Here is a 21,469-nt window from a genome sequence, read left to right on the forward strand (position 1 = left end):
CCTTGGCGGGGATGCCGAGCCGGCGGGCGGCGCCGACGAGGGCGAGGGCCGCCTCGGAGCCGGGGCAGGTGATCTCCAGCGAGGACGAGCGGCCGGGCTCGGTGAGCGAGCCGTGCGCCAGAAAGGCCCCGCGCCAGGCCGCCTCGGCGTCGCAGGTGGCCCCGGAGACCACCGCCGGGGGCAGGCCCCGGATCGGGCGCCCGCGGCCGTCCACGAGGCCGGTCTGGCGCGCGAGCAGCTCGCCGTCCTTGACCACGCGCACGACGAAGCGGCTGCCGCGGCGCAGCCCGCCGGGGGCCATCACGACGAGGTCGGAGGAGTGTCCGAAGATCTCCAGCAGGTCCTTGCGCAGGCGCCGCGCGGCCGCCCCCGTGTCGAGCTCCGCCTCGATCACGATCCGGCCGCTCACGATGTGCAGCCCGCCTGCGAACCGCAGGATCGCCGACACCTCCGCCTTGCGGCAGCAGGCCCGGGTGACCGGGAGCCGGCTGATCTCGTCCTTCACCGCTGGAGTCATCGCCATGGCCCGATCCTTCCATGTGTCCGGAAAATCCGGTCGTACGCTGCCGCCAACAGCTCCGGGTCGTGTCGCGGGGTGCCGTCGGTGCGGGCCACCCGGCCGAGGACCAGGGCGGCGCCCATCCGCTCGGCGGCCTTCTCCAGTCCGTCCAGGTCGGCCTGGCCGAAGGCGCCGCCGGTGACGGCCCGCTCGTCCACCAGGATCGCATCCACGGCGAGCCCGGGGGCGTGGTCGGCGATGACCTCCAGGTGGCGCTGCGGGGTGAAGCCCTCGGTCTCGCCGGGCTGGGGGGCCAGGTTCAGCGTGAGCAGGCGGCGGGCGCGGGTCTCGACCAGGGCCTTGGCGAGGTCGGGCACCAGCAGGTGCGGCAGGACGCTGGTGAACCAGGAGCCGGGGCCGAGCACCACCCAGTCCGCCTCGCGGACGGCCGCGACGGCCTCCGGGACGGCCGGCGGCTCCTCCGGCACCAGCCGGATCGACTGCACGGTGCCCGGCGTGACGGCGACGCTGGCCTGGCCGCGGACGGCGGTGACCGCGCCCGGGTGCTCCGGGTCGTGACCGCGGACGGTGGCCTCGATGTCCAGCGGCACCGCCGACATCGGCAGCACCCGGCCCTGGACGTTCAGCAGCCGGCCGACCCAGTCCAGTGCGGCGACCGGGTCGCCGAGCTTCTCCCACAGCGCGACGATCAGCAGGTTGCCCACGGCGTGGCCGCCGAGGTCGCCGCTGCCGGTGAAGCGCTGCTGGATCACCTCGGACCAGGTGCGGCCCCAGTCGTCGTCCCCGCACAGCGCCGCCAGGGCCTTGCGTAGGTCTCCCGGGGGCAGCACGCCCAGCTCGGCGCGCAGCCGCCCGCTGGAGCCGCCGTCGTCGGCGACGGTGACCACGGCGGTCAGGTCGCTGGTGAGCCGGCGCAGGGCCGACAGCGACGCGGACAGGCCCTGGCCGCCGCCGAGGGCGGTGATCCGGGGGGCCGGGTTGGCCCGGGCGGGGCTGCTGCGCGGCTTGCTGGGTACCGGGGTCCTCGGCGGGACCCCGGTCCGCTCGCCGTTCTTGTGGTGCGGCTGCCATCCGGGCACGTATCCCGACACACCCACCTCGCGTTCCTCGTCGTCCGCGGCCGGCCCGGCCGGCGGTCCGGCAAGGAGGCGGCGGTTACTCCCGTCCCATGTCTCGGTGGACCAGCACCGTCTCCACGCCGTCGGCGATGAGACGCTTGGTCAGGCGCTCGGACATCGCGACGCTGCGGTGCTTGCCACCGGTGCAGCCTACGGCAAGCGTCATGTAACGCTTCCCCTCCCTGCGGTAGCCCTCGGTGACGATACGAAGGAGCTCGGCGTAGCCGTTCAGGAACTCGTTCGCGCCGGGCTGCTGGAACACGTAGTCGGCGACGTCGGAGTCGGTGCCGGTGCGGGCACGAAGCTCGGGCACCCAGTGCGGGTTGGGCAGGAAGCGGCAGTCCACCACGAGGTCGGCGTCGACCGGCAGGCCGTACTTGAAGCCGAAGGACATCACGGTGGCCCGCAGCTCGGGCTCGTCGTGGTCGGCGAACTGGGCGTCCAGCTTGGCGCGCAGCTGGTGCACGTTGAGGTTGGAGGTGTCGATCACCAGGTCGGCCTCGCCGCGCAGGTCGCGCAGCAGGTCGCGCTCCTGGGCGATGCCGTCGACGATCCGGCCGTCGGCCTGGAGGGGGTGCGGGCGGCGCACGCTCTCGAAGCGGCGGACCAGGGCGTCGTCCGAGGAGTCGAGGAAGACGACCTGGAGGCGGACCCCGCGCTTCTCCAGCTCGTCGAGCGAGGTGAGCAGGTCGTCGAAGAACTGGCGGCCGCGGACGTCCACGACGACGCCGATCCGGGCGACGTTGCCCTGGGAGCGGGCCCCGAGGTCGACCATGGTCGGGATGAGGGCCGGCGGCAGGTTGTCCACCACGAACCAGCCGAGGTCCTCCAGGCACTTGGCCGCGGTGGAGCGGCCGGCTCCGGACATGCCGGAGATGATCACCAGCTCCGGGACGTTCTCGGCCACGTCTGACACGGTCACTTCGGTTCCCCGCTCTCGGTCTTTCTGCTGGGGAGCACGCGCATGGCGCGGCCGTACGGCGCCGGTCCGCCCGGGCGGTCGGCGGCCGGGCGCGCCGGCTGACGGGCGGCGTCGGCCGTCATGGCGTCTCCTGGGATGGTGCGGTCGTGGGTGCTGCGGCCACCGGCGCGGCGGCCTGGTCGGCCCCGTCCTCGATGATCTCGCCGGTCGCGGTGTTGACCGCGGGTGCGGCGGGTGTACGGGACGACAACACCGCCGCAACAGTCTCCGCCGTGCGGCGTCCGATGCCGGGTACGGCGCAGAGTTCGTCGACGGTGGCGGCCCGGAGCCTCTTCAGCGAGCCGAAGTGCTTGAGCAGCGCCTGGCGGCGAGTCTCGCCGAGGCCCGGGACGGAGTCCAGTTCCCCGGCGGTGAGTCGCTTGGAACGCTTGCTGCGCTGGTAGCCGATCGCGAAGCGGTGGGCCTCGTCGCGGACGCGCTGGAGCAGGTAGAGGCCCTCGCTGCTGCGCGGGAGGACGACCGGGTCGTCCTCGCCGGGCAGCCAGACCTCCTCCAGGCGCTTGGCGAGGCCGCACAGGGCGACGTCGTCGATGCCGAGTTCGTCGAGGGCACGCTTGGCGGCGGCGACCTGCGGCCGGCCGCCATCGACGACGAGCAGTTGCGGCGGGTAGGCGAAGCGCTTGGGGCGGCCGTCCTCGGTGCGCGGGCCGTCCGCGGGCTGGTCGTCGGCGGACTGGTCGTCCTCGGACTCGACGACGGCCCACTCGCCGGTCTGCTCGCGCTCCTGGAGGTAGCGGCGGAAGCGCCGGCTGATCACCTCGTGCATCGAGCGGACGTCGTCCTGCCCCGCGAAGCCCTTGATCTGGAAGCGCCGGTACTCGCTCTTGCGCGCCAGGCCGTCCTCGAAGACGACCATCGACGCGACCACGTCCTCGCCCTGGAGGTGCGAGATGTCGAAGCACTCGATGCGCAGCGGGACGGAGTCCAGCTCCAGCGCGTCGGCGATCTCCTGGAGGGCGCGGCTGCGGGTGGTGAGGTCGGAGGCGCGCTTGGTCTTGTGCAGCGCGAGCGCCTGCTGGGCGTTGCGCTGCACGGTGGCCATCAGGTCCTTCTTGTCGCCGCGCTGCGGGATGCGCAGGTCGACCTGGCTGCCGCGCAGGCCGCTCAGCCACTCCCGGATCGGGCCGGCCGGGTCGGGCAGGGCCGGGACGAGCACCTCGCGCGGGACGCTCTCGTTGCGTTCGTCGGCGGTGGCGCCGCCGTACAGCTGCTGGAGGGCGTGCTCGACCAGGCCCGCGGTGTCGACGTCCTCGACCTTGTCGGTGACCCAGCCGCGCTGGCCGCGGACCCGGCCGCCGCGCACGTGGAAGATCTGGACGGCGGCCTCCAGTTCGTCCTCGGCGAGGGCCAGGAGGTCGGCGTCGGTGGCGTCGGCGAGCACGATGGCGTTCTTCTCCATCGCGCGCTTGAGGGCGCCGATGTCGTCCCGCAGGCGGGCCGCCTTCTCGTACTCCATCTCCGCGGCGGCCTCCTGCATCTCGTCTTCCAGCCGGCGCAGGTAGTTGCCGGTGCGCCCGGCCATGAAGTCGCAGAAGTCCTCGGCCAGCGCGCGGTGTTCGTCCGGCGTGACCTTGCCGACGCAGGGTGCGGCGCACTTGCCGATGTAGCCGAGCAGGCAGGGCCGGCCGACCTGCCGGGCGCGCTTGAACACGCCGTTGGAGCAGGTGCGGACGGGGAAGACGCGCAGCAGCAGGTCGACCGTCTCGCGGATCGCCCACGCGTGCCCGTACGGGCCGAAGTAGCGCACGCCCTTCTTGTGCGCGCCGCGCATCACCTGGACCCGCGGGTACTCCTCGTTGAGGGTGACGGCGAGCTCGGGGTAGCTCTTGTCGTCGCGGTACTTGACGTTGAACCGCGGGTCGTACTCCTTGATCCAGGAGTACTCCAGCTGCAGCGCCTCGACCTCGGTGGCCACCACCGTCCACTCGACCGAGGCGGCGGTGGTGACCATGGTCGCGGTGCGCGGGTGCAGCCCGGCGAGGTCCTGGAAGTAGGACGACAGGCGCGGGCGCAGGCTCTTGGCCTTGCCGACGTAGATGACCCGGCCGTGGGCGTCGCGGAACCTGTAGACGCCCGGCGAGGTCGGGATCGCGCCCGGGGCCGGGCGGTAGGTGCTCGGGTCAGCCATGGGTCCACCGTACCCACTCGGGCCGACGCCTCGGGGGCAAGATCAAGAGGAAGGCGATCAACTGCTTCAGCTCGGGGTCACCTTGAGGTTCCCGCCCTCGACCGTGACGGTGTAGGCGGGCAGCGGGGAGGGGGCCGGACCGTCCGCCACCGCGCCGTCGGCGATCGCGAACTTGCTGCCGTGGCAAGGGCACTGGATCTGCTGGTTCTTCACCTGGTCGACGATGCAGCCGGCGTGGGTGCACTTGGCGCTGAACGCCTTGTACTGCCCGGCGGTCGGCTGGGTGACGACGATCTTCTGCTCGCGGAAGACCTTGCCGCCGCCCTCCGGCACCGCCGAGGCCGGGCCGAGGTCCACCGGGCCCTTGGGGGCGCTGCTCTTGTCCGAGGAACCGGCGGAGGAACCGCAGCCGGTGAGCGCCACGGTGCCGCCGGCCGCCAGGACGGCCGCGGCGCCGCACAGCAGGGTGCGGCGGGAGGTGGCGGGGTTGCTCTCGGGGGCCTCGGACATCGGGGTGCGCTCCTGCGGTTCGGCTGCGGCGTGGGACCACGGAAGTCTATGCGGCGCGCACGGCCGCTCCCGGGGCGGGAGCGGCCGTGTGCCCGTGCGCTACTTCTTCGTCGCGGCGGCCCGCTTGCGCGGCGCCCGCTTCGCCGGGGCGGCGACCGGGGCGTCCGCGAAGTCGCCCGGGAGGATGTCCCGGAGGAACTTGCCGGTGTGGCTCTCCGGCACCGCGGCGATCTGCTCCGGGGTGCCCTCGGCGACCACCGTGCCGCCGCCGGAGCCGCCCTCGGGGCCCATGTCGACGATCCAGTCGGCGGTCTTGATCACATCGAGGTTGTGCTCGATGACGATCACCGTGTTGCCCTTCTCGACCAGCCCGGTGAGCACCTTGATCAGCTTGCTGATGTCCTCGAAGTGCAGGCCGGTGGTGGGCTCGTCGAGCACGTAGACCGTCCGCCCGGTGGAGCGCTTCTGCAGCTCCGAGGCGAGCTTGACACGCTGCGCCTCGCCGCCGGAGAGCGTCGGCGCGGACTGGCCGAGCCGGACGTAGCCGAGGCCGACGTCGTTGAGCGTCCTGAGGTGGCGGGCGATCGCCGGGACGGCCTCGAAGAAGTGCAGCGCCTCCTCGATCGGCATGTCCAGCACCTCGGCGATGGACTTGCCCTTGTAGTGCACCTCCAGCGTCTCCCGGTTGTACCGGGCGCCGTGGCAGACCTCGCACGGCACGTAGACGTCCGGCAGGAAGTTCATCTCGATCTTGATGGTGCCGTCGCCCGAGCAGTTCTCGCAGCGCCCGCCCTTGACGTTGAAGGAGAACCGGCCGGGCAGGTAGCCGCGGACCTTGGCCTCCTGCGTCTCCGCGAAGAGCCGGCGGACGTGGTCGAACACCCCGGTGTAGGTGGCCGGGTTGGAGCGCGGGGTGCGCCCGATCGGCGACTGGTCGACGTGCACCACCTTGTCCACCAGGTCGGTGCCGGTGATCCGGGTGTGCCGGCCCGGCACGCTGCGGGCGCCGTTCAGCTCCCGCGCGAGGTGGGTGTAGAGGATGTCGTTGACCAGCGTCGACTTGCCGGAGCCGGACACGCCGGTGATCGCGGTGAAGGTGCCGAGCGGGAAGCCGACCGTGACGTCCTTGAGGTTGTGCTCGCGGGCGCCGTGGACGGTCAGCTGGCGCTTCTTGTCCCGCTCGCGGCGGGCCGCCGGGATCGGGATGGAGCGCTTGCCGGACAGGTACTGGCCGGTCAGCGACTCCTTGTTGCCGAGCAGCTCCTTCAGCGAGCCGGAGTGCACCACCTTGCCGCCGTGCTCGCCGGCGCCGGGGCCGATGTCGACCACCCAGTCCGCCGTCTTGATGGTGTCCTCGTCGTGCTCGACGACGATCAGGGTGTTGCCGATGTCGCGCAGCCGCACCAGCGTCTCGATCAGCCGGTGGTTGTCCCGCTGGTGCAGGCCGATGGACGGCTCGTCCAGCACGTAGAGCACGCCGACCAGGCCGGAGCCGATCTGGGTGGCCAGCCGGATGCGCTGGGCCTCGCCGCCGGACAGCGTGCCGGCCGCGCGGTCGAGCGAGAGGTAGTCCAGGCCGACGTCGACCAGGAAGCGCAGCCGCTCGTTGACCTCCTTGAGGACGCGCTCGGCGATCTGCTTGTCCCGGTCGTTAAGCTTCATCGCGCCCAGGAACTCGGCGCAGTCGCTGATCGACATCGAGGAGACGTCGGCGATCGACCTGTCCTGGACGGTGACCGCGAGCACGACCGGCTTGAGCCGGGTGCCCTGGCAGGTCGGGCAGGGCACCTCGCGCATGTAGCCCTCGAAGCGCTCGCGGCTGCTGTCGCTCTCCGCCTCGGTGTGCCGGCGCTGGATGAACGGGACGGCGCCCTCGAAGCCGGTGCTGTACGAGCGCTCGCGGCCGAAGCGGTTGCGGTAGCGGACCTCGACCTGGTGCTTGTGGCCGTACAGCAGCGCCTTCTTGGCGCGGGCGGGCAGCCCGGCCCACGGGATGTCGGTGCGGAAGCCCAGCTCCTGGGCGAGCGCGTCGATCAGGCGCTGGAAGTACTCCTTGGCGTGACCGGCCGACCACGGGTGGATGGCGCCCTCGTCGAGCGAGCGCTCCGGGTCCGGCACGACCAGCTCGGGGTCGACCTCCATCCGGTTGCCCAGGCCCGAGCAGTCCGGGCAGGCGCCGAACGGCGAGTTGAACGAGAACGAGCGCGGCTCCAGCTCCTCGAACGACACGTCGTCGTACGGGCAGTAGAGGTGCTCGGAGTACATGCGCTCGCGCTCCGGATCGTCCTCCGGGAGGTCGACGAAGTCGAGCACGACCATGCCGCCGGCCAGCCGCAGGGCCGTCTCCACCGAGTCGGTGAGCCGCCGCTTGGCGCTCTCCTTGACGGTCAGGCGGTCGATGACCACCTCGACGGTGTGCTTCTCCTGCTTCTTGAGCTTCGGCGGCTCGGCGAGCTGGATCGTCTCGCCGTCCACCCGGGCGCGCGAGTAGCCCTTGGACTGGAGGTCGGCGAACAGGTCGACGAACTCGCCCTTGCGCTCGCGCACCACCGGGCTGAGCACCTGGAACCGGGTGCCCTCGGCGAGCTCCAGCACCTTGTCGACGACGGCCTGCGGCGACTGCTTGGCGATCGGGCGGCCGCAGTGCGGGCAGTGCGGCTTGCCGATCCGGGCGAACAGCAGGCGCAGGTAGTCGTAGACCTCGGTGATGGTGCCGACGGTCGAACGGGGGTTGCGGTTGGTGGACTTCTGGTCGATCGAGACGGCCGGGGAGAGGCCTTCGATGAAGTCCACGTCGGGCTTGTCCATCTGCCCGAGGAACTGGCGGGCGTACGAGGACAGCGACTCGACGTAGCGGCGCTGGCCCTCGGCGAAGATCGTGTCGAAGGCGAGCGAGGACTTGCCGGAGCCGGAGAGGCCCGTGAAGACGATGAGGGAGTCGCGGGGCAGGTCGAGCGAGACGTTCTTGAGGTTGTGCTCGCGAGCACCGCGGACGATGAGGCGGTCGGCCACTGCTTCTGGCGCCTTTCTCCGGGGCGAGAGGGCTTGCGGTGAGGATGGTGCTTCTTCCAGGATGCGGCAGCCAGCCTATAGCTCAGACGTTCGAATCTCGACTTTGTCCACCCGGGACCACCCGAACGAGTGAGGGCGACCCCCGGACCGTCCGTACCCGGACCGAAAAAGCCCCTGCTCAGGGGCCGAAAACGGAGATAGCGTCAGCTGGTCAACGAGCGAAGCCCCGCCCGGGCAACGCCCCGCCTCCCACAGAAGGTCGATTCGATGACCGACCCGCAGTCCGCCGCCGCCTCCGCCGGCCACTACCTGGCCCTCGTCGAGGAGAGCGCCCGGCACCTGCTGCACACCGTCTCCGAGCTGAAGCCCGAGGCCGTCGCCGAACCCTCCGCGCTGCCCGGCTGGACCCGCGGCCACGTGCTGGCCCACCTCGCCCGCAACGCCGACTCCCTGGTCAACCTGCTGGACGGCGCCCGCACCGGGACGGACATCCCGCAGTACGCCAGCGAGCAGGCCCGCGACCAGGGGATCGAGGACGGCGCGCCCCGGCCGGTGGAGGCCCAGCTCGCCGACCTGCGGGACTCCCACGAGCGGTTCGCCGCGGCCGCCGCCAAGCTCCCCGCCGAGGCCTGGGCGGCCGCCGTGCGCCACCGCACGGGCTATGTCTTCCCGGCCTCCGACATCCCCTGGAAGCGACTGATGGAGGTCGAGTACCACCACGTCGACCTGGACGCCGGCTACACCCCCGCGCAGTGGCCCGAGGAGTTCGCCGTCGCCGAGTTCCGCCGGCTCAGCACCCGCCTGCAGGGCGACGACGACCTGCCCGCCGTCCGGCTGATCGCCGACGACGTCGACGACCGCGCGGTGATCGGCGCCGCCTCCGCCGGGTCCGGCCCGACCGTCGAGGGCCCCGTCCGGGCGCTCACCGCCTGGCTCTCCGGCCGCTCCGACGGCGCGGACCTGCGCCGCACCCCCGACACCGCGCTCCCCCAGCTTCCCCCGCTGGGCTGACGGCGCGAGGATGATCCTGAACCCTGTTGCAGCCGGACCCGGAGGAGCGGACGGATGACGTACCACGGAGCGGTCAAGGTCGGCGGGCCGCCGGACGTGCGCGAGCTGGCCCACCTGATCATCACCAAGGTGGCCGTGGGCCCGTACGACAACAACGCCTACCTGTTGCGCTGCCGGGCCACCGACGAGCAACTGCTGATCGACGCCGCCGCCGACGCCCCGGTGCTGCTGGAGACCGTCGGCGACGACCTCGAAACGGTGGTCACCACCCACCGGCACCACGACCACTGGGCCGCGCTGACCGAGGTGGTCGCCACCACCGGCGCCCGCACCGCCGCCGGGGAGCACGACGCCGAGGGCATCGACGTGCCCACCGAGCTGCTGCTCGCCGACGGCGACAGGCTGCGGGTCGGCGAGGTCGAGCTCACCGTCCGGCACCTGGTCGGGCACACCCCCGGCGCGATCGTGCTGATCTACGACGACCCGCAGGGCCACCCGCACGTGTTCACCGGCGACTGCCTCTTCCCCGGCGGCGTCGGCAACACCTGGGGGGACCCGGAGGCCTTCCGGACCCTCTTCCGGGACGTCAACGAGAAGATCTTCGACGTCCTCCCCGACGAGGCCTGGGTCTACCCCGGCCACGGCAACGACACCACCCTCGGCGCCGAGCGCCCGCACCTCGCCGAGTGGCGCGAGCGCGGCTGGTAGCCCCGCGTACGGCCGATGCCCCCGCGACCGGCCGGGTCGCGGGGGCATCGGCGTGCGGACGGTCAGGCGTTCAGCTTCTCGCGCTCGGCCTGCTCCTGCTTCTTCGAGGCCATCAGGCTGGTCACCGTGGTGACGGCCAGCACGACCACGATGAAGCCCAGCGAGAACGGGATGCCGATCTCCGGGACGTCGGCGCCCGCTTCGTGGGCGGCGTGCAGCACCAGTTTCACGCCGATGAAGCCGAGGATCACCGACAGGCCGTACGACAGGTGGACCAGCTTCTTCAGCAGACCGCCGATCAGGAAGTACAGCTGGCGCAGGCCCATCAGCGCGAAGGCGTTGGCGGTGAAGACGATGTACGGGTCCTGGGTCAGGCCGAAGATGGCCGGAATCGAGTCCAGCGCGAACAGCACGTCCGTGGTGCCGATCGCCAGCATGACGATCAGCATCGGGGTCATCAGCCGACGGCCGTTCTCCCGGACGAAGAGCTTGGTGCCGTGGTACTTGTCGGTCGACGGGAAGCGCTGCTCGATCGACTTGAGCAGGCGGTTCTCCTCGAACTCCTCCTCTTCCTCCCCGGCCCGGGCCTCCTTGACCAGCTTCCAGGCGGTCCAGATCAGGAAGCCGCCGAAGATGAAGAACACCCAGGAGAACTGCGTCACCAGGGCCGCGCCGCCGGCGATGAACACCGCCCGCAGCACCAGCGCGATGATCACGCCGAACATCAGCACGCGCTGCTGGTAGATCCTGGGCACCGCGAACTTGCCCATGATCAAGATGAACACGAAGAGGTTGTCGACGCTGAGCGACTTCTCGGTGATGTAGCCGGCGAAGAACTCACCGGCCGGCTGCGCGCCGGAGTGCCACCAGAGGAAGCCGCCGAACAGCGCCGCCAGCGCGATCCAGACCGCGGTCCAGACCCCGGCCTCCTTGATCGAGACCTCGTGCGGCTTGCGCCCTCCGATGAAGAAGTCCGCCACGATCAGTGCGATCAGCACACCGATTGTGGTGACCCACATGGCTACGGAAACGTCCACTACTGCTCCTCCGGCAGCTAGGCGAGACAGGTCGTCACTGCCGGAGGTCTCTTCCGCCCACGGGACTCGGCCGGGGACCAGCGCCCCGGGGCGCGCCGCGACGGGCGCCCGTGATGACGGGGACGACTGCGGGGGAATACTCCCCTCCGCTGCCATCGAGAGTAACAGGAGCGGCAAGGAGAGGTAAAGAAGGTAAAGAACGGTTGGGGGAACGGTCAGAGGAACGGCTCGATCGCCGGGAGCAGGTCCTGGAAGGTCCGCCCGCGGGCCGGGGCGCCGATCGCCTGCATCGCCCAGCCGCCGGAGCCGTCACGGAAGACCTTCGCCATGATCTGGCCGGTGTGCGGCCCGCCCCCGTCGAGCTCGTAGCGGGCCAGCTCGATCCCGGTCGTCTCGTCCACCAGGCGGCAGTGCGCGTTGCGCACCTCGGCGAAGGTCTGGCCGGTGTAGGAGCTCACGGTGAACACGACCTGGGTGATGTGCGCCGGCACCCGCAGCAGGTCGACCAGGATCGCCTCGTCGTCGTCCGCGCCCGAGCCGCCCTCCAGGTTGTCCCCGGTGTGCCGGACGGAGCCGTCGGTGGACTCCAGGTGCTGGAAGAACACGACGTCGGAGGGCGTCCGTTCGGCGTACAGCAGGGCCGAGGCGTCCAGGTCGATCTTCCGGGTGCGGCTGCCGAACAGACCCCGCTTGGGCGCGGCCTGCCAGCCGAGGCCCATCCGGACCACGGTCAGCACGCCGCCCGAGCCCTTCTGGAGGCTGACCCTCTGGCCCTTGGCAAGGTTCACCGACACGACGCTGTCCTCTCTGCCCGGCCGCGCGGTCGGTCCGCGCACGGCTCCCTGCTGGAACACCCCGTCGCCGTCCCCCGGCTGAGGCCCCCTCGTCTTCCGGCCGCCACCCCGTCCCGGGAGCGCGATGCCGCAGGCCAGCCTAGGGCCTGCGACCCCCGCGAACCCCAAGCGTTCGCCGGTTTGTGGCAAGGCTGAGACACCGTCGCCCTTGACCGGTGTCAAACCGGCCAAGGGCGACGGAACGGGGGGCGCGGCGTCAGGCGATCCCCGCCTCCCGCATCTGCCGCAGCTCCTTCTTGAGCTCCTTGACCTCGTCGCGCAGCCGGGCCGCGACCTCGAACTGGAGGTCGGCGGCGGCGGCGTGCATCCGGTCGGTCATCTCCTGGATCAGCTCCGCGAGCTCGGCGGCCGGCATCGACTTGGCGGGCTTGCGTTCGGCGCCCAGCATCGGCACCGGGGCCTTGCCCTTGCCCGCGGCGCCGCGGTACCCGGTCGACAGGAGCTCGTCGGTGTCGACGTCCTCGCGGGCGAGGGTGTCGAGGATGTCGCCGATCTTCTTCCGCAGCGGCTGCGGGTCGATCCCGTGCTTCTTGTTGTAGGCCTGCTGGACGGCCCGGCGGCGGTTCGTCTCGTCGATCGCCTTCTCCATCGCGGGCGTGATCTTGTCCGCGTACATGTGCACCTGGCCCGAGACGTTGCGGGCGGCGCGGCCGATCGTCTGGATCAGCGAGGTGCCCGAGCGCAGGAAGCCCTCCTTGTCCGCGTCCAGGATCGCCACCAGGGACACCTCGGGCAGGTCCAGGCCCTCGCGGAGCAGGTTGATGCCGACCAGCACGTCGTACCGCCCGGCCCGCAGCTCGCGCAGCAGCTCGACGCGGCGCAGGGTGTCCACGTCGCTGTGCAGGTACCGGACCCGGATGTCCAGGCCGAGCATGTAGTCGGTGAGGTCCTCGGCCATCTTCTTGGTCAGCGTGGTGACCAGGACGCGCTCGTCGCGCTCGACCCGCTTGCGGACCTCGTGCACCAGGTCGTCGATCTGGCCCTCGGTCGGCTTGACGATCACCTCGGGGTCGATCAGGCCGGTCGGGCGGATGATCTGCTCGACCTGGCCGTCGCCCCGGGACAGCTCGTACGGGCCCGGGGTGGCCGACAGGTACACCGTCTGGCCGATCCGGCCGAGGAACTCCTCCCACTTCAGCGGGCGGTTGTCCATCGCGGACGGCAGGCGGAAGCCGTGTTCGACGAGCGTGCGCTTGCGCGAGGCGTCGCCCTCGTACATCGCGCCGATCTGCGGGACGGTGACGTGCGACTCGTCGATGACGAGGAGGAAGTCCTCGGGGAAGTAGTCCAGCAGCGTGTTCGGCGGGGAGCCGGGCTCGCGGCCGTCGAAGTGCATCGAGTAGTTCTCGACGCCCGAGCAGGTGCCGATCTGGCGCAGCATCTCGATGTCGTAGGTGGTGCGCATCCGCAGCCGCTGGGCCTCCAACAGCTTGCCCTGCTTCTCCAGCCGGGCGAGCGTCTGCTCCAGCTCCTGCTCGATGCCGGTGATCGCCCGCTCCATGCGCTCGGGGCCGGCGACGTAGTGCGAGGCGGGGAAGACGTAGACCGAGTCGTCCTGGCTGATGATCTCGCCGGTGAGCGGGTGCAGCGTGTACAGCGCCTCGATCTCGTCGCCGAACATCTCGATCCGGACGGCGAGCTCCTCGTAGACCGGGAAAATCTCGATGGTGTCGCCGCGCACCCGGAAGGTGCCGCGGGTGAAGGCGACGTCGTTGCGCGCGTACTGGATGTCGACGAAGCGGCGCAGCAGCACGTCCCGGTCGATCTCCTGGCCGACCTTGAGCGGCACCATCCGGTCGACGTACTCCTGCGGCGTGCCGAGGCCGTAGATGCAGGAGACGGACGCGACCACGATCACGTCCCGGCGGGTGAGCAGCGAGTTCGTCGCGGAGTGGCGCAGCCGCTCGACCTCCTCGTTGATCGAGGAGTCCTTCTCGATGTAGGTGTCCGTCTGCGGGACGTACGCCTCGGGCTGGTAGTAGTCGTAGTACGAGACGAAGTACTCGACCGCGTTGTTCGGCAGCAGCTCGCGGAACTCGTTCGCCAGCTGCGCGGCCAGCGTCTTGTTCGGCGCCATCACCAGGGTGGGCCGCTGCAGCTTCTCGATCATCCAGGCCGTGGTGGCCGACTTGCCGGTGCCGGTGGCACCCAGCAGGACGACGTCCTTCTCCCCGCCCGTGATCCGCCGCTCCAGCTCGGCGATCGCCGCCGGCTGGTCCCCGTTGGGCTGGAAGGGACTGACGACCTCGAAGGGCGCCACTGACCGCTCAATACTCGTGATGGGTCGCACGGGTCCACCGTACGACCCACGACTGACAGGCGTGGACTACTTCGCGCTGTCGCGGGCGAGGGCTACCAGGCGGGAGATGGCGCGCAGGTACTTCTTGCGGTAGCCGCCGCGCAGCATGTCCTCGGGGAAGACCTGGTCGAAGGGCAGGCCGGAGGCCGTGATCGGCAGCTCGCGGTCGTACATGCGGTCGGCGAGGACGACCAGGCGCAGGGCGGTGGACTGGTCGTCGACCTGGCGCACGCCGCGCAGGCAGACCGCGGTGACGTCGTCCAGCAGGGCGCCGTAGCGGCTGGGGTGGACGGCGGAGAGGTGGGTGAGGAGGGCGTCGAAGTCGTCCAGGGACGCGCCGGAGGTGCGGGCGGCGACGGCGGCGACGGTCTCGTCCGGGTACGGCGGCGGGGCGTCCGGCAGGCCGCGGTGGCGGTAGTCCTGGCCGTCGATCCGCATCGGGCGGAAGTGCGCTGACAGGCCCTGGATCTCGCGCAGGAAGTCGGCGGCGGCGAAGCGGCCCTCGCCGAGCTTCTCCGGCAGCGTGTTCGAGGTGGCGCACAGCTTGACGCCGTTGTCGACCAGGCGGCCGAGCAGGGTGGAGACCAGGACGGTGTCGCCCGGGTCGTCGAGCTCGAACTCGTCGATGCACAGCAGCGTGTGCCCGGAGAGCGTCTGCACGGCCTGCTGGAAGCCGAGCGCGCCGACCAGGTTGGTCAGCTCGACGAAGGTGCCGAAGGCCTTGGGGCCCGGGGCGGAGTGCCACAGCGAGGCGAGCAGGTGGGTCTTGCCGACGCCGTAGCCGCCGTCGAGGTAGACGCCGGCCGGGCCGGTGGGCACGGGGGCGCTGCGGCGGAACCAGCTGCGCTTGGGCGCGGAACCGTTTCCCCCGCCGAGCGTGCCGGCGAACTGCTCCAGGACCTGGACGGCCTCGTACTGGCTCGGCTGGGTCTGGTCCGGGATGTACGTCCCGAAGCTCACCTCGGCGAACCGGGGCGGGGGGACCATCTCGGCGACCAGGCGCTCGGCGGGCACGACGGGGCGGCGGTCGGTCAGCGCGATCGGGGAGCCGGGCGCGCTCGCGGCGGCTATGGACTCGGTCGCGGTGGCGGGGCGGGGAGCTGCGGGCACGTTAGTAGAGGGTACGCCTGCTCCCGGGCCCCTCCGACCCCGTGCCGGGGGCGCCCGGTGGAAGACTGGCGGTATGCACCTGTTGATCAGCCCGCTGACCGAGCCGGTCGCCGACCCGAGCTCGCTGGAGTCGCTCGCCGCCCTCTACGCGTACCCCGACCAGGTGAATCGGGGCCGGCCGTGGCTGCGCGCCAACATGGTGGCCGGCCTGGACGGCGGTGCGAAGCTCGACGGCCTGTCCGAGGGCCTCTCCGGGGACGCCGACAAGCGGATCTTCGGGGTGCTGCGCGCGCTGTCGGACGTCGTGCTGGTGGGGGCCGAGACGGTCCGTGCCGAGGGTTACCGCCCCGCCCGGGCCCGGGCCGAGTTCGCGGCGGCGCGGGCGGCGGCCGGGCAGGCCCCGGCCCCGGCGATCGCGATCGTGAGCCGGTCGCTGACGCTGGACCTGGACGCGCCGCTGTTCACCGAGCCGCTGGTCAGGACGGTGGTGATCACCACCGCGGACGCCCCGGCCGAGCGCCGCCGGGCGGTGGCCGAGGTGGCCGACCTGATCCTGGCCGGGGAGGGCTCGGTGGACCTGCGGGCAGGCGTGTCCGCCCTGGTGGAGCGGGGCTGGACGCGCCTGCTGACCGAGGGCGGCCCGCGGCTGCTGGGACAGCTGGCGGCGGCGGACCTGCTGGACGAGCTGTGCCTGTCGCTCGCCCCGTTGATCACGGGCGGCGACGCGCCGCGCATCATCCACGATGCGGGAATGCCTGACGCGCGGCGGATGCGGCTGGTCTCATTGATCGAGCAGAAAGGATTCCTCTTCACCCGCTACCTGCGTCACCTGCGTACGGATGACCCCGTGACCCCCTGATCGCGATCCCGTTCCCCTTGGGGGCCTTTCGTCCGCGCGGCCCGCGTGCCGGGTGTGCAGCGAGCCGAAAGCTTCCGCCGGGCACTATGGGATGCGACGCCGGGGCCCGGGGGCCGGCCACTGGAAGGGACTCACGTGTTCAAGACGGTACTGATGATCGAAAAGGCGCTCTCCGACGCGGACGTGGAGCTCGTCACCACGCTCCACAGCGACGAGAAGGTCTCCTTCGTCGTCCTGATGCAGCCGCGCGGCAGGCAGGACGAGCTGCTGCGGGCGCTGGACGACGTCGCCCTCGGCCACCTCGACAAGGTGGTGCACGAGCACGACGAGTCCGAGAGCGGGCCGACGGTGGCCTCCGAGTCGCTCGAACACAGCCTGCGCCACCTGCGCCGGGCCGGCGCCGAGGCGGTCGGCGAGCTGGTCGAGGACAAGCCCCTGGAGCGGCTCAAGGCCGTGGTGCGCGACCAGGAAGCGGACGAGGTCGTGGTGCTCACCTCACCGCACTTCGTCGAGGAGTTCTTCCACCGGGACTGGGCCTCGCAGGCCCGGCACAAGGTCGGCGTCCCGGTGCTGCGGCTGTTCGCCAGCGACTCCTGAGCCGACCGACCCGATCCCCAGCTTGGTGCAGAATCGTCCTTGCGGTCCGTCTGCGAGGACGATTCGCACGTCGCCCCGAGGGCGGCACCCGCCCGCCCACACTCCCCCGCCCCAACGGAGCCCCGCCTTGAACGACGCCGCGCACGACCTGCACGCCCCGCACTTCATCGGCATCGGCGGCGCCGGGATGTCCGGCCTGGCGAAGATCCTCGCGGTGCGCGGAGCCAGCGTCTCCGGCAGCGACTCCAAGGAGTCCGACACCGTCCTCGCGCTGCGCGCCCTCGGCGCGACCGTGCACGTCGGCCACGCCGCCGAGCACGTGCCGGACGGCACCAGCAGCGTGGTCGTCTCCAGCGCGATCCGCGCCGACAACCCGGAGCTGGCCGCGGCCCACGAGCGCGGCATCCCCGTGGTGCACCGCTCCGACGCGCTGGCCGCGCTGATGGGCGGGCGCCGCGCGCTCGCCGTCGCCGGCACCCACGGCAAGACCACCACCACGAGCATGCTCGCCGTCGCCCTCGGCGAGCTCGGCCTGGACCCGTCCTACGCGATCGGCGGCGACCTCGACGCACCGGGCTCCAACGCCCACCACGGCACCGGCGAGATCTTCGTCGCCGAGGCCGACGAGAGCGACCGCAGCTTCCACAAGTACGCGCCCGAGGTGGCGATCGTGCTGAACGTGGAGCTCGACCACCACGCCAACTACGCGTCGATCGACGAGATCTACGAGTCGTTCGAGACCTTCGTCGGCCGGATCACCCCGGGCGGCACCCTGGTCGTCTCGGCCGACCACGACGGCGCCCGCGAGCTCACCGCCCGGGTGGCCGCGCGCGAGGGCCTGAACGTCGTCACCGTCGGCGCCGCCGAGGACGCCGACCTGCGCGTGCTGTCGGTGGTCGCCCGTGGCATGACCAGCGAGGTCACCGTCCTGCTGGACGGCGCCGAGCTGGCCTTCACCGTCTCGGTGCCCGGCCGCCACTACGCGCACAACGCGGTCGCCGCGCTGGCCGCCGGCGTCGCGCTGGGCGTGCCGGCCGCCGACCTCGCCAAGGCGCTCGGCGCCTACCCCGGGGTGCGCCGCCGGCTCCAGCTCAAGGGCGAGGCGGGCGGCGTGCAGGTGATCGACTCCTACGCCCACCACCCGACCGAGATGGCCGCCGACCTGGAGGCGATCCGCGAGGCGGCCGAGGGCCGCGTCCTGGTGGTCTTCCAGCCGCACCTGTTCAGCCGCACCCAGCAGCTCGCCGAGGAGATGGGGCAGGCGCTCGCGCTGGCCGACGCCTCGGTCGTGCTGGACATCTACCCGGCCCGCGAGGACCCGATCCCGGGCGTGACCAGCGAGCTGATCATCGACGCCGCCCGCCGGGCCGGCGCCGACGTCACCCCCGAGCACGACTTCGCCGCCGCCCCCGCCGTGCTGGCCGGCCTCGCCCGCCCGGGCGACCTGCTGCTCACGATGGGCGCCGGGGACGTCACGAACCTGGGCCCAGAAATTCTCAAGCACCTCGCGAACGTTGCCTCCAACGTCTGACGCACGCCGACGGGAGCCGTGATGAGCTACGAGATCGAGAAGACCGAGGCCGAGTGGCGCGAGCAGCTCAGCCCCGAGGAGTACCACGTGCTCCGCGAGGCGGGCACCGAGCGCCCGTTCACCGGCGAGTACACCGACACCAAGACCGTCGGCGTCTACGGCTGCCGGGCCTGCGGCGCCGAGCTGTTCAGCTCGGAGACCAAGTTCGACAGCCACTGCGGCTGGCCGTCGTACTACGCGCCGCTGGCCGGGGACCGGGTCCAGTACATCGAGGACAACACGCTCGGCATGCGCCGGGTCGAGGTGCGGTGCGCGCGCTGCGGCGGGCACCTCGGGCACGTCTTCGAGGGCGAGGGCTACGGAACGCCGACCGACCAGCGCTTCTGCATCAACAGCATCTCGCTGACGCTGAAGCCGGCGCAGGACTGACACCGGACCGACAGCGGCGAAAGGCCTGGGCATCCGCGGATGCCCAGGCCTTTCGCCTGCTCGGGCTCAGACGACCGGGGCGAAGCGGACCGGCAGGTGCACCAGGGCGCGGTGGAACGGGCCCGGGCGCCAGAGCAACTCCGTGGTGGGCAGGGCGAGTTCGAGGTCGCTCAGGCGGCTGGTCAGCTGCTCGATCGCGGAGATCGCGATCAGCAGGGCCGGGTCCCGGGCCGGGCAGGCGTGCGGGCCGGCCGCCCAGGCCAGGTGGGCGCTCTCGCCGCTGCGCAGCTCGGGGCCGTCGGTCGGCGGCGCCGCCTGGTTGTTGGCCGCCGCGTAGGAGACGAGCATCAGCGTGCCGGCCTTGATCTCGCGGCCGTGGAAGGTGATGTCGTAGCGCGGGTAGTGGGCCGAGAGGTTGGCCAGCGGCGGTTCGTGCCAGAGCACCTCGTCGATCGCCTGGTAGGCGGTCATCGCGCCGCCGAACAGCGATCCCGCGTAGCGCTCGTCGGTGAGCAGGCGCAGCAGGGCGTTGCCGATCAGGTTGGTGGTCGGCTCGTGCCCGGCGATCATGGTCAGGGTGATCTGCCGGATCACCTCGTCGTTGTCCAGTCCGGCCGGGTGGGTGACGAACCAGGAGGTGAGGTCGTGCCGGGGGCGCCGGCGCCGGTCGGCGACCATCTCGGTGACCACGGCGAGGAGGTCCCCGTAGGCGGCGACGGCCTTCTCGGTGGACTCGATCATCTTGGAGATGCCGGCCACCAGGCGGTCGCTGTGCTCCTCGGGCACGCCGAACCAGGTGTTGAAGACGAAGACCGGCAGCTGGCGGGCGTACTCGGCGATGAGGTCGGCGGTGCCGGCGGCCTCGAAGCGGTCGATCAGCCGGTGGGCGACCTCGCCGACGCGGCGCTGGAGCACGTGCGGTTCGAGCAGCTTGAGGCCGTCGGTGATGACCGCGCGGTAGCGGTCGTGGACCTCGCCGTCGCTGAACAGGGCGGTGGGGCGGTAGCCGAGCACGACCAGGAGCGGGGAGTCCGGCGGGACGGTGCGCTGCCAGGCCCGGGAGTCCTTGGAGAAGGTGTCGGTGTCGCGCAGGAGGTCCAGCGCGGCCTGGTAGTCGGTGACGAGCAGCCCCTCGACGCCGGGCGCGACCTCGACCGGGGCGACGGCGCCGTAGCGGCGCAGCCGGTCGTAGACCAGGTGCGGGTCGGCGGCGAACACCGGCCCGTAGATCGGCATCGGGCGGGTCTCGGTGCTCACGGTCCCTCCTGGGGGTCCGGGCCGGCCGGCAGGCCGTGCAGGACGTGCTCGGCGAGCGCGATCAGCGCGTCGAGGCTGGCGCCGCGCTCGCGGGCGTCGCAGAGCACGAGCGGGGTGTCGGGGTGCAGGTCGAGATGGGAGCGCAGGACCTCGACCGGGTGGACGGGCGCGTCCGGGAAGCCGTTGACGGCGACGGCGTAGGGCAGTCCCTGCTCCTCGACCATGTCCATGATCTCGAAGGAGTCGGCGAGCCGGCGGGTGTCGGCGAGCACCAGGGCGCCGAGGGCGCCGCGGGCGATGTCCTGCCAGAGCGGGAAGAAGCGGCGCTGGCCCGGGGTGCCGAACATGTAGAGCACGACGTTGCCGGGCAGGGTGAGCCGGCCGAAGTCGACGGCGACCGTGGTGGTGGTCTTCTCCGGCAGGTCGGCGAGGTCGTCGACCGGGCGGCCGGTCTCGGTCATCGCCTCCTCGGTGTGCAGGGTGGCGATCTCCGAGAGGGTGCGGATGAGCGTCGTCTTGCCGACCCCGAACGGGCCGGCGACGACGAGCTTCATCAGCGTCTGGTCCGGGTCGGGCAGGTAGCCCACCCGGCTGGGCCGGTCGTCCGGGCCGCCGGGGGCCGGGCTACCGGAGCGTGCGGAGTCCAACGAGGAGCCTCTCGACGATGGAGCGGTCGGTCTGCTGGGCGCGCGGGATCGGCGCGCGGGCGTTCAGGCAGCCCGCCTCGACCAGATCGGCGGCGAGGAAGACGGTGGCGCTGACCGGCAGGCGCAGGTGCGCGGCGGCCTCCACCACGGTCAGCGCGCCGGGGCGCAGCAGCTCCCAGAGCCGTTCGTGTTCGTGTTCCAGCCCGTGTGGCGGTTCGGCGCGGGCCGCGTACAGTACGGTCAGCCGCTCGAAGCCGGCGCTGCCGGGGCGGGTGCGGCCGCCGGTGGCGAGGTAGGCGGGCACCATCCGCCTGCGGGGGACGCCGGTCATGACCGCGGTGTGCCGTCGGACTGCCGGGGCGGGCTCGCGAGCGCGCGGCCCAGGGCGGCGACCTGCACCTGCATCTGGTACGCCACGTTGCCGAGCTGGGCCTCGGGCGAGGTGAACACGGCGAGCGAGGTGTTCTCCCCGGCCGGGACGACGACGGCGTAGCCGAGGTCGGACTCGACGACGGTCTGGGCCAGCCGGGGCTGGGCGGTGTCGGTGAAGGCGCTGGTGAAGGCGCGGGCGGCGGCGTGGACGGTGGCGGTCATCGCGGCGACCCGCTCGGCGGAGGCGCGGCCGAGGCCGTTCGAGGCGCCTTCGACGAGGCCGTCCCCGGTGGCGATGACCGCGTGCAGCACCCCGGGGAGCTCCAGCAGCGGAGTGAGCACCCACGAGATCTCGTCGGTGGCGGTCGGGCTGGGCGTGCTGCTCACTGCTCGGCTCCTTCGGGGGTCGGGCCTTCGCCCGTGGACTGGGGTGCGCCCGTGGACGGGGCTTCGCCCGTGGGCCGGGGGGCGCTCTCGGAGGCGGCACG

General features: G+C 71.9%; 20 protein-coding genes and 1 pseudogene. 6 read left to right on the forward strand and 15 right to left on the reverse strand.

Annotated features, from left to right (window positions below; translation table 11 throughout):
- The 7 genes and pseudogenes from whiA to uvrA form a co-directional block, all read right to left on the reverse strand.
- A pseudogene (gene whiA / locus AB0O00_RS07930) lies at positions 1–523 on the reverse strand (DNA-binding protein WhiA); the annotation flags it as partial.
- Positions 514–1,485 carry a uridine diphosphate-N-acetylglucosamine-binding protein YvcK gene (gene yvcK, locus AB0O00_RS07935; RefSeq protein WP_329928627.1) on the reverse strand — a complete coding sequence of 324 codons (972 nt, stop codon included), beginning with the start codon at positions 1,483–1,485 and terminating at the stop codon, positions 514–516. The gene yvcK and the pseudogene whiA, both read right to left, overlap by 10 nt.
- 190 nt (positions 1,486–1,675) lie before the next feature.
- Positions 1,676–2,554 carry an RNase adapter RapZ gene (gene rapZ / locus AB0O00_RS07940; protein WP_363649305.1) on the reverse strand — a complete coding sequence of 293 codons (879 nt, stop codon included), beginning with the start codon at positions 2,552–2,554 and terminating at the stop codon, positions 1,676–1,678.
- A gap of 2 nt (positions 2,555–2,556) precedes the next feature.
- On the reverse strand, positions 2,557–2,682 hold the full coding sequence (locus AB0O00_RS07945) for a hypothetical protein (protein WP_359960805.1): 126 nt from the start codon (positions 2,680–2,682) through the stop codon (positions 2,557–2,559).
- Positions 2,679–4,748 (reverse strand): excinuclease ABC subunit UvrC, encoded by a 2,070-nt coding sequence (gene uvrC, locus AB0O00_RS07950; RefSeq protein WP_363649276.1) that lies wholly within the window; start codon positions 4,746–4,748, stop codon positions 2,679–2,681. Before uvrC ends, AB0O00_RS07945 begins: the two co-directional genes overlap by 4 nt.
- 66 nt (positions 4,749–4,814) lie before the next feature.
- Positions 4,815–5,258 carry a Rieske (2Fe-2S) protein gene (locus AB0O00_RS07955; RefSeq protein ID WP_363649278.1) on the reverse strand — a complete coding sequence of 148 codons (444 nt, stop codon included), beginning with the start codon at positions 5,256–5,258 and terminating at the stop codon, positions 4,815–4,817.
- Positions 5,259–5,357: 99 nt separating this feature from the next.
- Complete coding sequence (gene uvrA, locus AB0O00_RS07960) at positions 5,358–8,270, reverse strand: excinuclease ABC subunit UvrA (RefSeq protein ID WP_363649280.1); 2,913 nt, start codon at positions 8,268–8,270, stop codon at positions 5,358–5,360.
- Positions 8,271–8,537: 267 nt separating this feature from the next.
- Between uvrA and AB0O00_RS07965 the strand changes: the two genes are divergently transcribed.
- Positions 8,538–9,281, forward strand: a complete 744-nt coding sequence (locus AB0O00_RS07965) for a maleylpyruvate isomerase family mycothiol-dependent enzyme (RefSeq protein WP_363649282.1) — start codon at positions 8,538–8,540, stop codon at positions 9,279–9,281.
- A gap of 54 nt (positions 9,282–9,335) precedes the next feature.
- Positions 9,336–9,989 carry an MBL fold metallo-hydrolase gene (locus AB0O00_RS07970; RefSeq protein ID WP_363649284.1) on the forward strand — a complete coding sequence of 218 codons (654 nt, stop codon included), beginning with the start codon at positions 9,336–9,338 and terminating at the stop codon, positions 9,987–9,989.
- 62 nt (positions 9,990–10,051) lie between these two features.
- Here the strand turns inward: AB0O00_RS07970 and AB0O00_RS07975 are convergent, their stop codons facing one another.
- The 4 genes from AB0O00_RS07975 to zapE all read right to left on the reverse strand — a co-directional run bounded on the left by AB0O00_RS07975 (position 10,052) and on the right by zapE (position 15,250).
- Positions 10,052–11,026, reverse strand: a complete 975-nt coding sequence (locus AB0O00_RS07975; protein ID WP_363649286.1) for a TerC family protein — start codon at positions 11,024–11,026, stop codon at positions 10,052–10,054.
- Between the two features lie 215 nt (positions 11,027–11,241).
- Positions 11,242–11,820: a TerD family protein gene (locus AB0O00_RS07980; protein ID WP_363649288.1), complete on the reverse strand. Its 579-nt coding sequence runs from the start codon at positions 11,818–11,820 to the stop codon at positions 11,242–11,244.
- Between the two features lie 256 nt (positions 11,821–12,076).
- Entirely contained in the window at positions 12,077–14,170 is a 2,094-nt protein-coding gene (gene uvrB / locus AB0O00_RS07985; protein WP_363649290.1) for an excinuclease ABC subunit UvrB, read from the reverse strand.
- 36 nt (positions 14,171–14,206) lie between these two features.
- Complete coding sequence (gene zapE, locus AB0O00_RS07990) at positions 14,207–15,250, reverse strand: cell division protein ZapE (protein ID WP_363649307.1); 1,044 nt, start codon at positions 15,248–15,250, stop codon at positions 14,207–14,209.
- A gap of 112 nt (positions 15,251–15,362) precedes the next feature.
- Between zapE and AB0O00_RS07995 the strand changes: the two genes are divergently transcribed.
- From AB0O00_RS07995 to msrB, 4 genes are all read left to right on the forward strand, one after another.
- Positions 15,363–16,148: a pyrimidine reductase family protein gene (locus tag AB0O00_RS07995; RefSeq protein WP_363649292.1), complete on the forward strand. Its 786-nt coding sequence runs from the start codon at positions 15,363–15,365 to the stop codon at positions 16,146–16,148.
- Between the two features lie 135 nt (positions 16,149–16,283).
- On the forward strand, positions 16,284–16,745 hold the full coding sequence (locus AB0O00_RS08000; RefSeq protein WP_363649294.1) for an indole-3-glycerol phosphate synthase: 462 nt from the start codon (positions 16,284–16,286) through the stop codon (positions 16,743–16,745).
- A 127-nt stretch (positions 16,746–16,872) separates the two neighbouring features.
- Positions 16,873–18,276: a UDP-N-acetylmuramate--L-alanine ligase gene (gene murC, locus AB0O00_RS08005; RefSeq protein WP_363649296.1), complete on the forward strand. Its 1,404-nt coding sequence runs from the start codon at positions 16,873–16,875 to the stop codon at positions 18,274–18,276.
- A gap of 21 nt (positions 18,277–18,297) precedes the next feature.
- Entirely contained in the window at positions 18,298–18,705 is a 408-nt protein-coding gene (gene msrB / locus AB0O00_RS08010; RefSeq protein WP_363649298.1) for a peptide-methionine (R)-S-oxide reductase MsrB, read from the forward strand.
- Positions 18,706–18,771: 66 nt separating this feature from the next.
- Here msrB and AB0O00_RS08015 read toward each other — a convergent pair whose 3' ends face one another.
- The 4 genes from AB0O00_RS08015 to AB0O00_RS08030 form a co-directional block, all read right to left on the reverse strand.
- Positions 18,772–19,962: a cytochrome P450 gene (locus AB0O00_RS08015; RefSeq protein ID WP_363649300.1), complete on the reverse strand. Its 1,191-nt coding sequence runs from the start codon at positions 19,960–19,962 to the stop codon at positions 18,772–18,774.
- Entirely contained in the window at positions 19,959–20,516 is a 558-nt protein-coding gene (locus AB0O00_RS08020) for an ATP/GTP-binding protein (protein ID WP_363649309.1), read from the reverse strand. The genes AB0O00_RS08015 and AB0O00_RS08020 overlap by 4 nt, the downstream gene beginning before the upstream one ends.
- A 70-nt stretch (positions 20,517–20,586) precedes the next feature.
- A complete protein-coding gene (locus AB0O00_RS08025) occupies positions 20,587–20,940 on the reverse strand; it encodes a DUF742 domain-containing protein (protein ID WP_359960768.1) in 354 nt (117 codons plus the stop codon).
- Positions 20,937–21,368 (reverse strand): roadblock/LC7 domain-containing protein, encoded by a 432-nt coding sequence (locus AB0O00_RS08030; protein ID WP_363649302.1) that lies wholly within the window; start codon positions 21,366–21,368, stop codon positions 20,937–20,939. Before AB0O00_RS08030 ends, AB0O00_RS08025 begins: the two co-directional genes overlap by 4 nt.
- Positions 21,369–21,469: the final 101 nt, after the last annotated feature.

It is taken from the genome of Kitasatospora sp. NPDC093558 (assembly GCF_040683475.1).
Taxonomy (GTDB): domain Bacteria; phylum Actinomycetota; class Actinomycetes; order Streptomycetales; family Streptomycetaceae; genus Kitasatospora.

Bases quoted from the DNA above. Each gene is read 5' to 3' on its own strand.
- AB0O00_RS07945 (WP_359960805.1), bottom strand. From the start codon at position 2,682: ATGACGGCCGACGCCGCCCGTCAGCCGGCGCGCCCGGCCGCCGACCGC.
- uvrC (WP_363649276.1), bottom strand. From the start codon at position 4,748: ATGGCTGACCCGAGCACCTACCGCCCGGCCCCGGGCGCGATCCCGACC.
- AB0O00_RS07955 (WP_363649278.1), bottom strand. From the start codon at position 5,258: ATGTCCGAGGCCCCCGAGAGCAACCCCGCCACCTCCCGCCGCACCCTG.
- AB0O00_RS07965 (WP_363649282.1), top strand. From the start codon at position 8,538: ATGACCGACCCGCAGTCCGCCGCCGCCTCCGCCGGCCACTACCTGGCC.
- AB0O00_RS07970 (WP_363649284.1), top strand. From the start codon at position 9,336: ATGACGTACCACGGAGCGGTCAAGGTCGGCGGGCCGCCGGACGTGCGC.
- AB0O00_RS07995 (WP_363649292.1), top strand. From the start codon at position 15,363: ATGCACCTGTTGATCAGCCCGCTGACCGAGCCGGTCGCCGACCCGAGC.
- msrB (WP_363649298.1), top strand. From the start codon at position 18,298: ATGAGCTACGAGATCGAGAAGACCGAGGCCGAGTGGCGCGAGCAGCTC.
- AB0O00_RS08020 (WP_363649309.1), bottom strand. From the start codon at position 20,516: ATGAAGCTCGTCGTCGCCGGCCCGTTCGGGGTCGGCAAGACGACGCTC.
- AB0O00_RS08025 (WP_359960768.1), bottom strand. From the start codon at position 20,940: ATGACCGGCGTCCCCCGCAGGCGGATGGTGCCCGCCTACCTCGCCACC.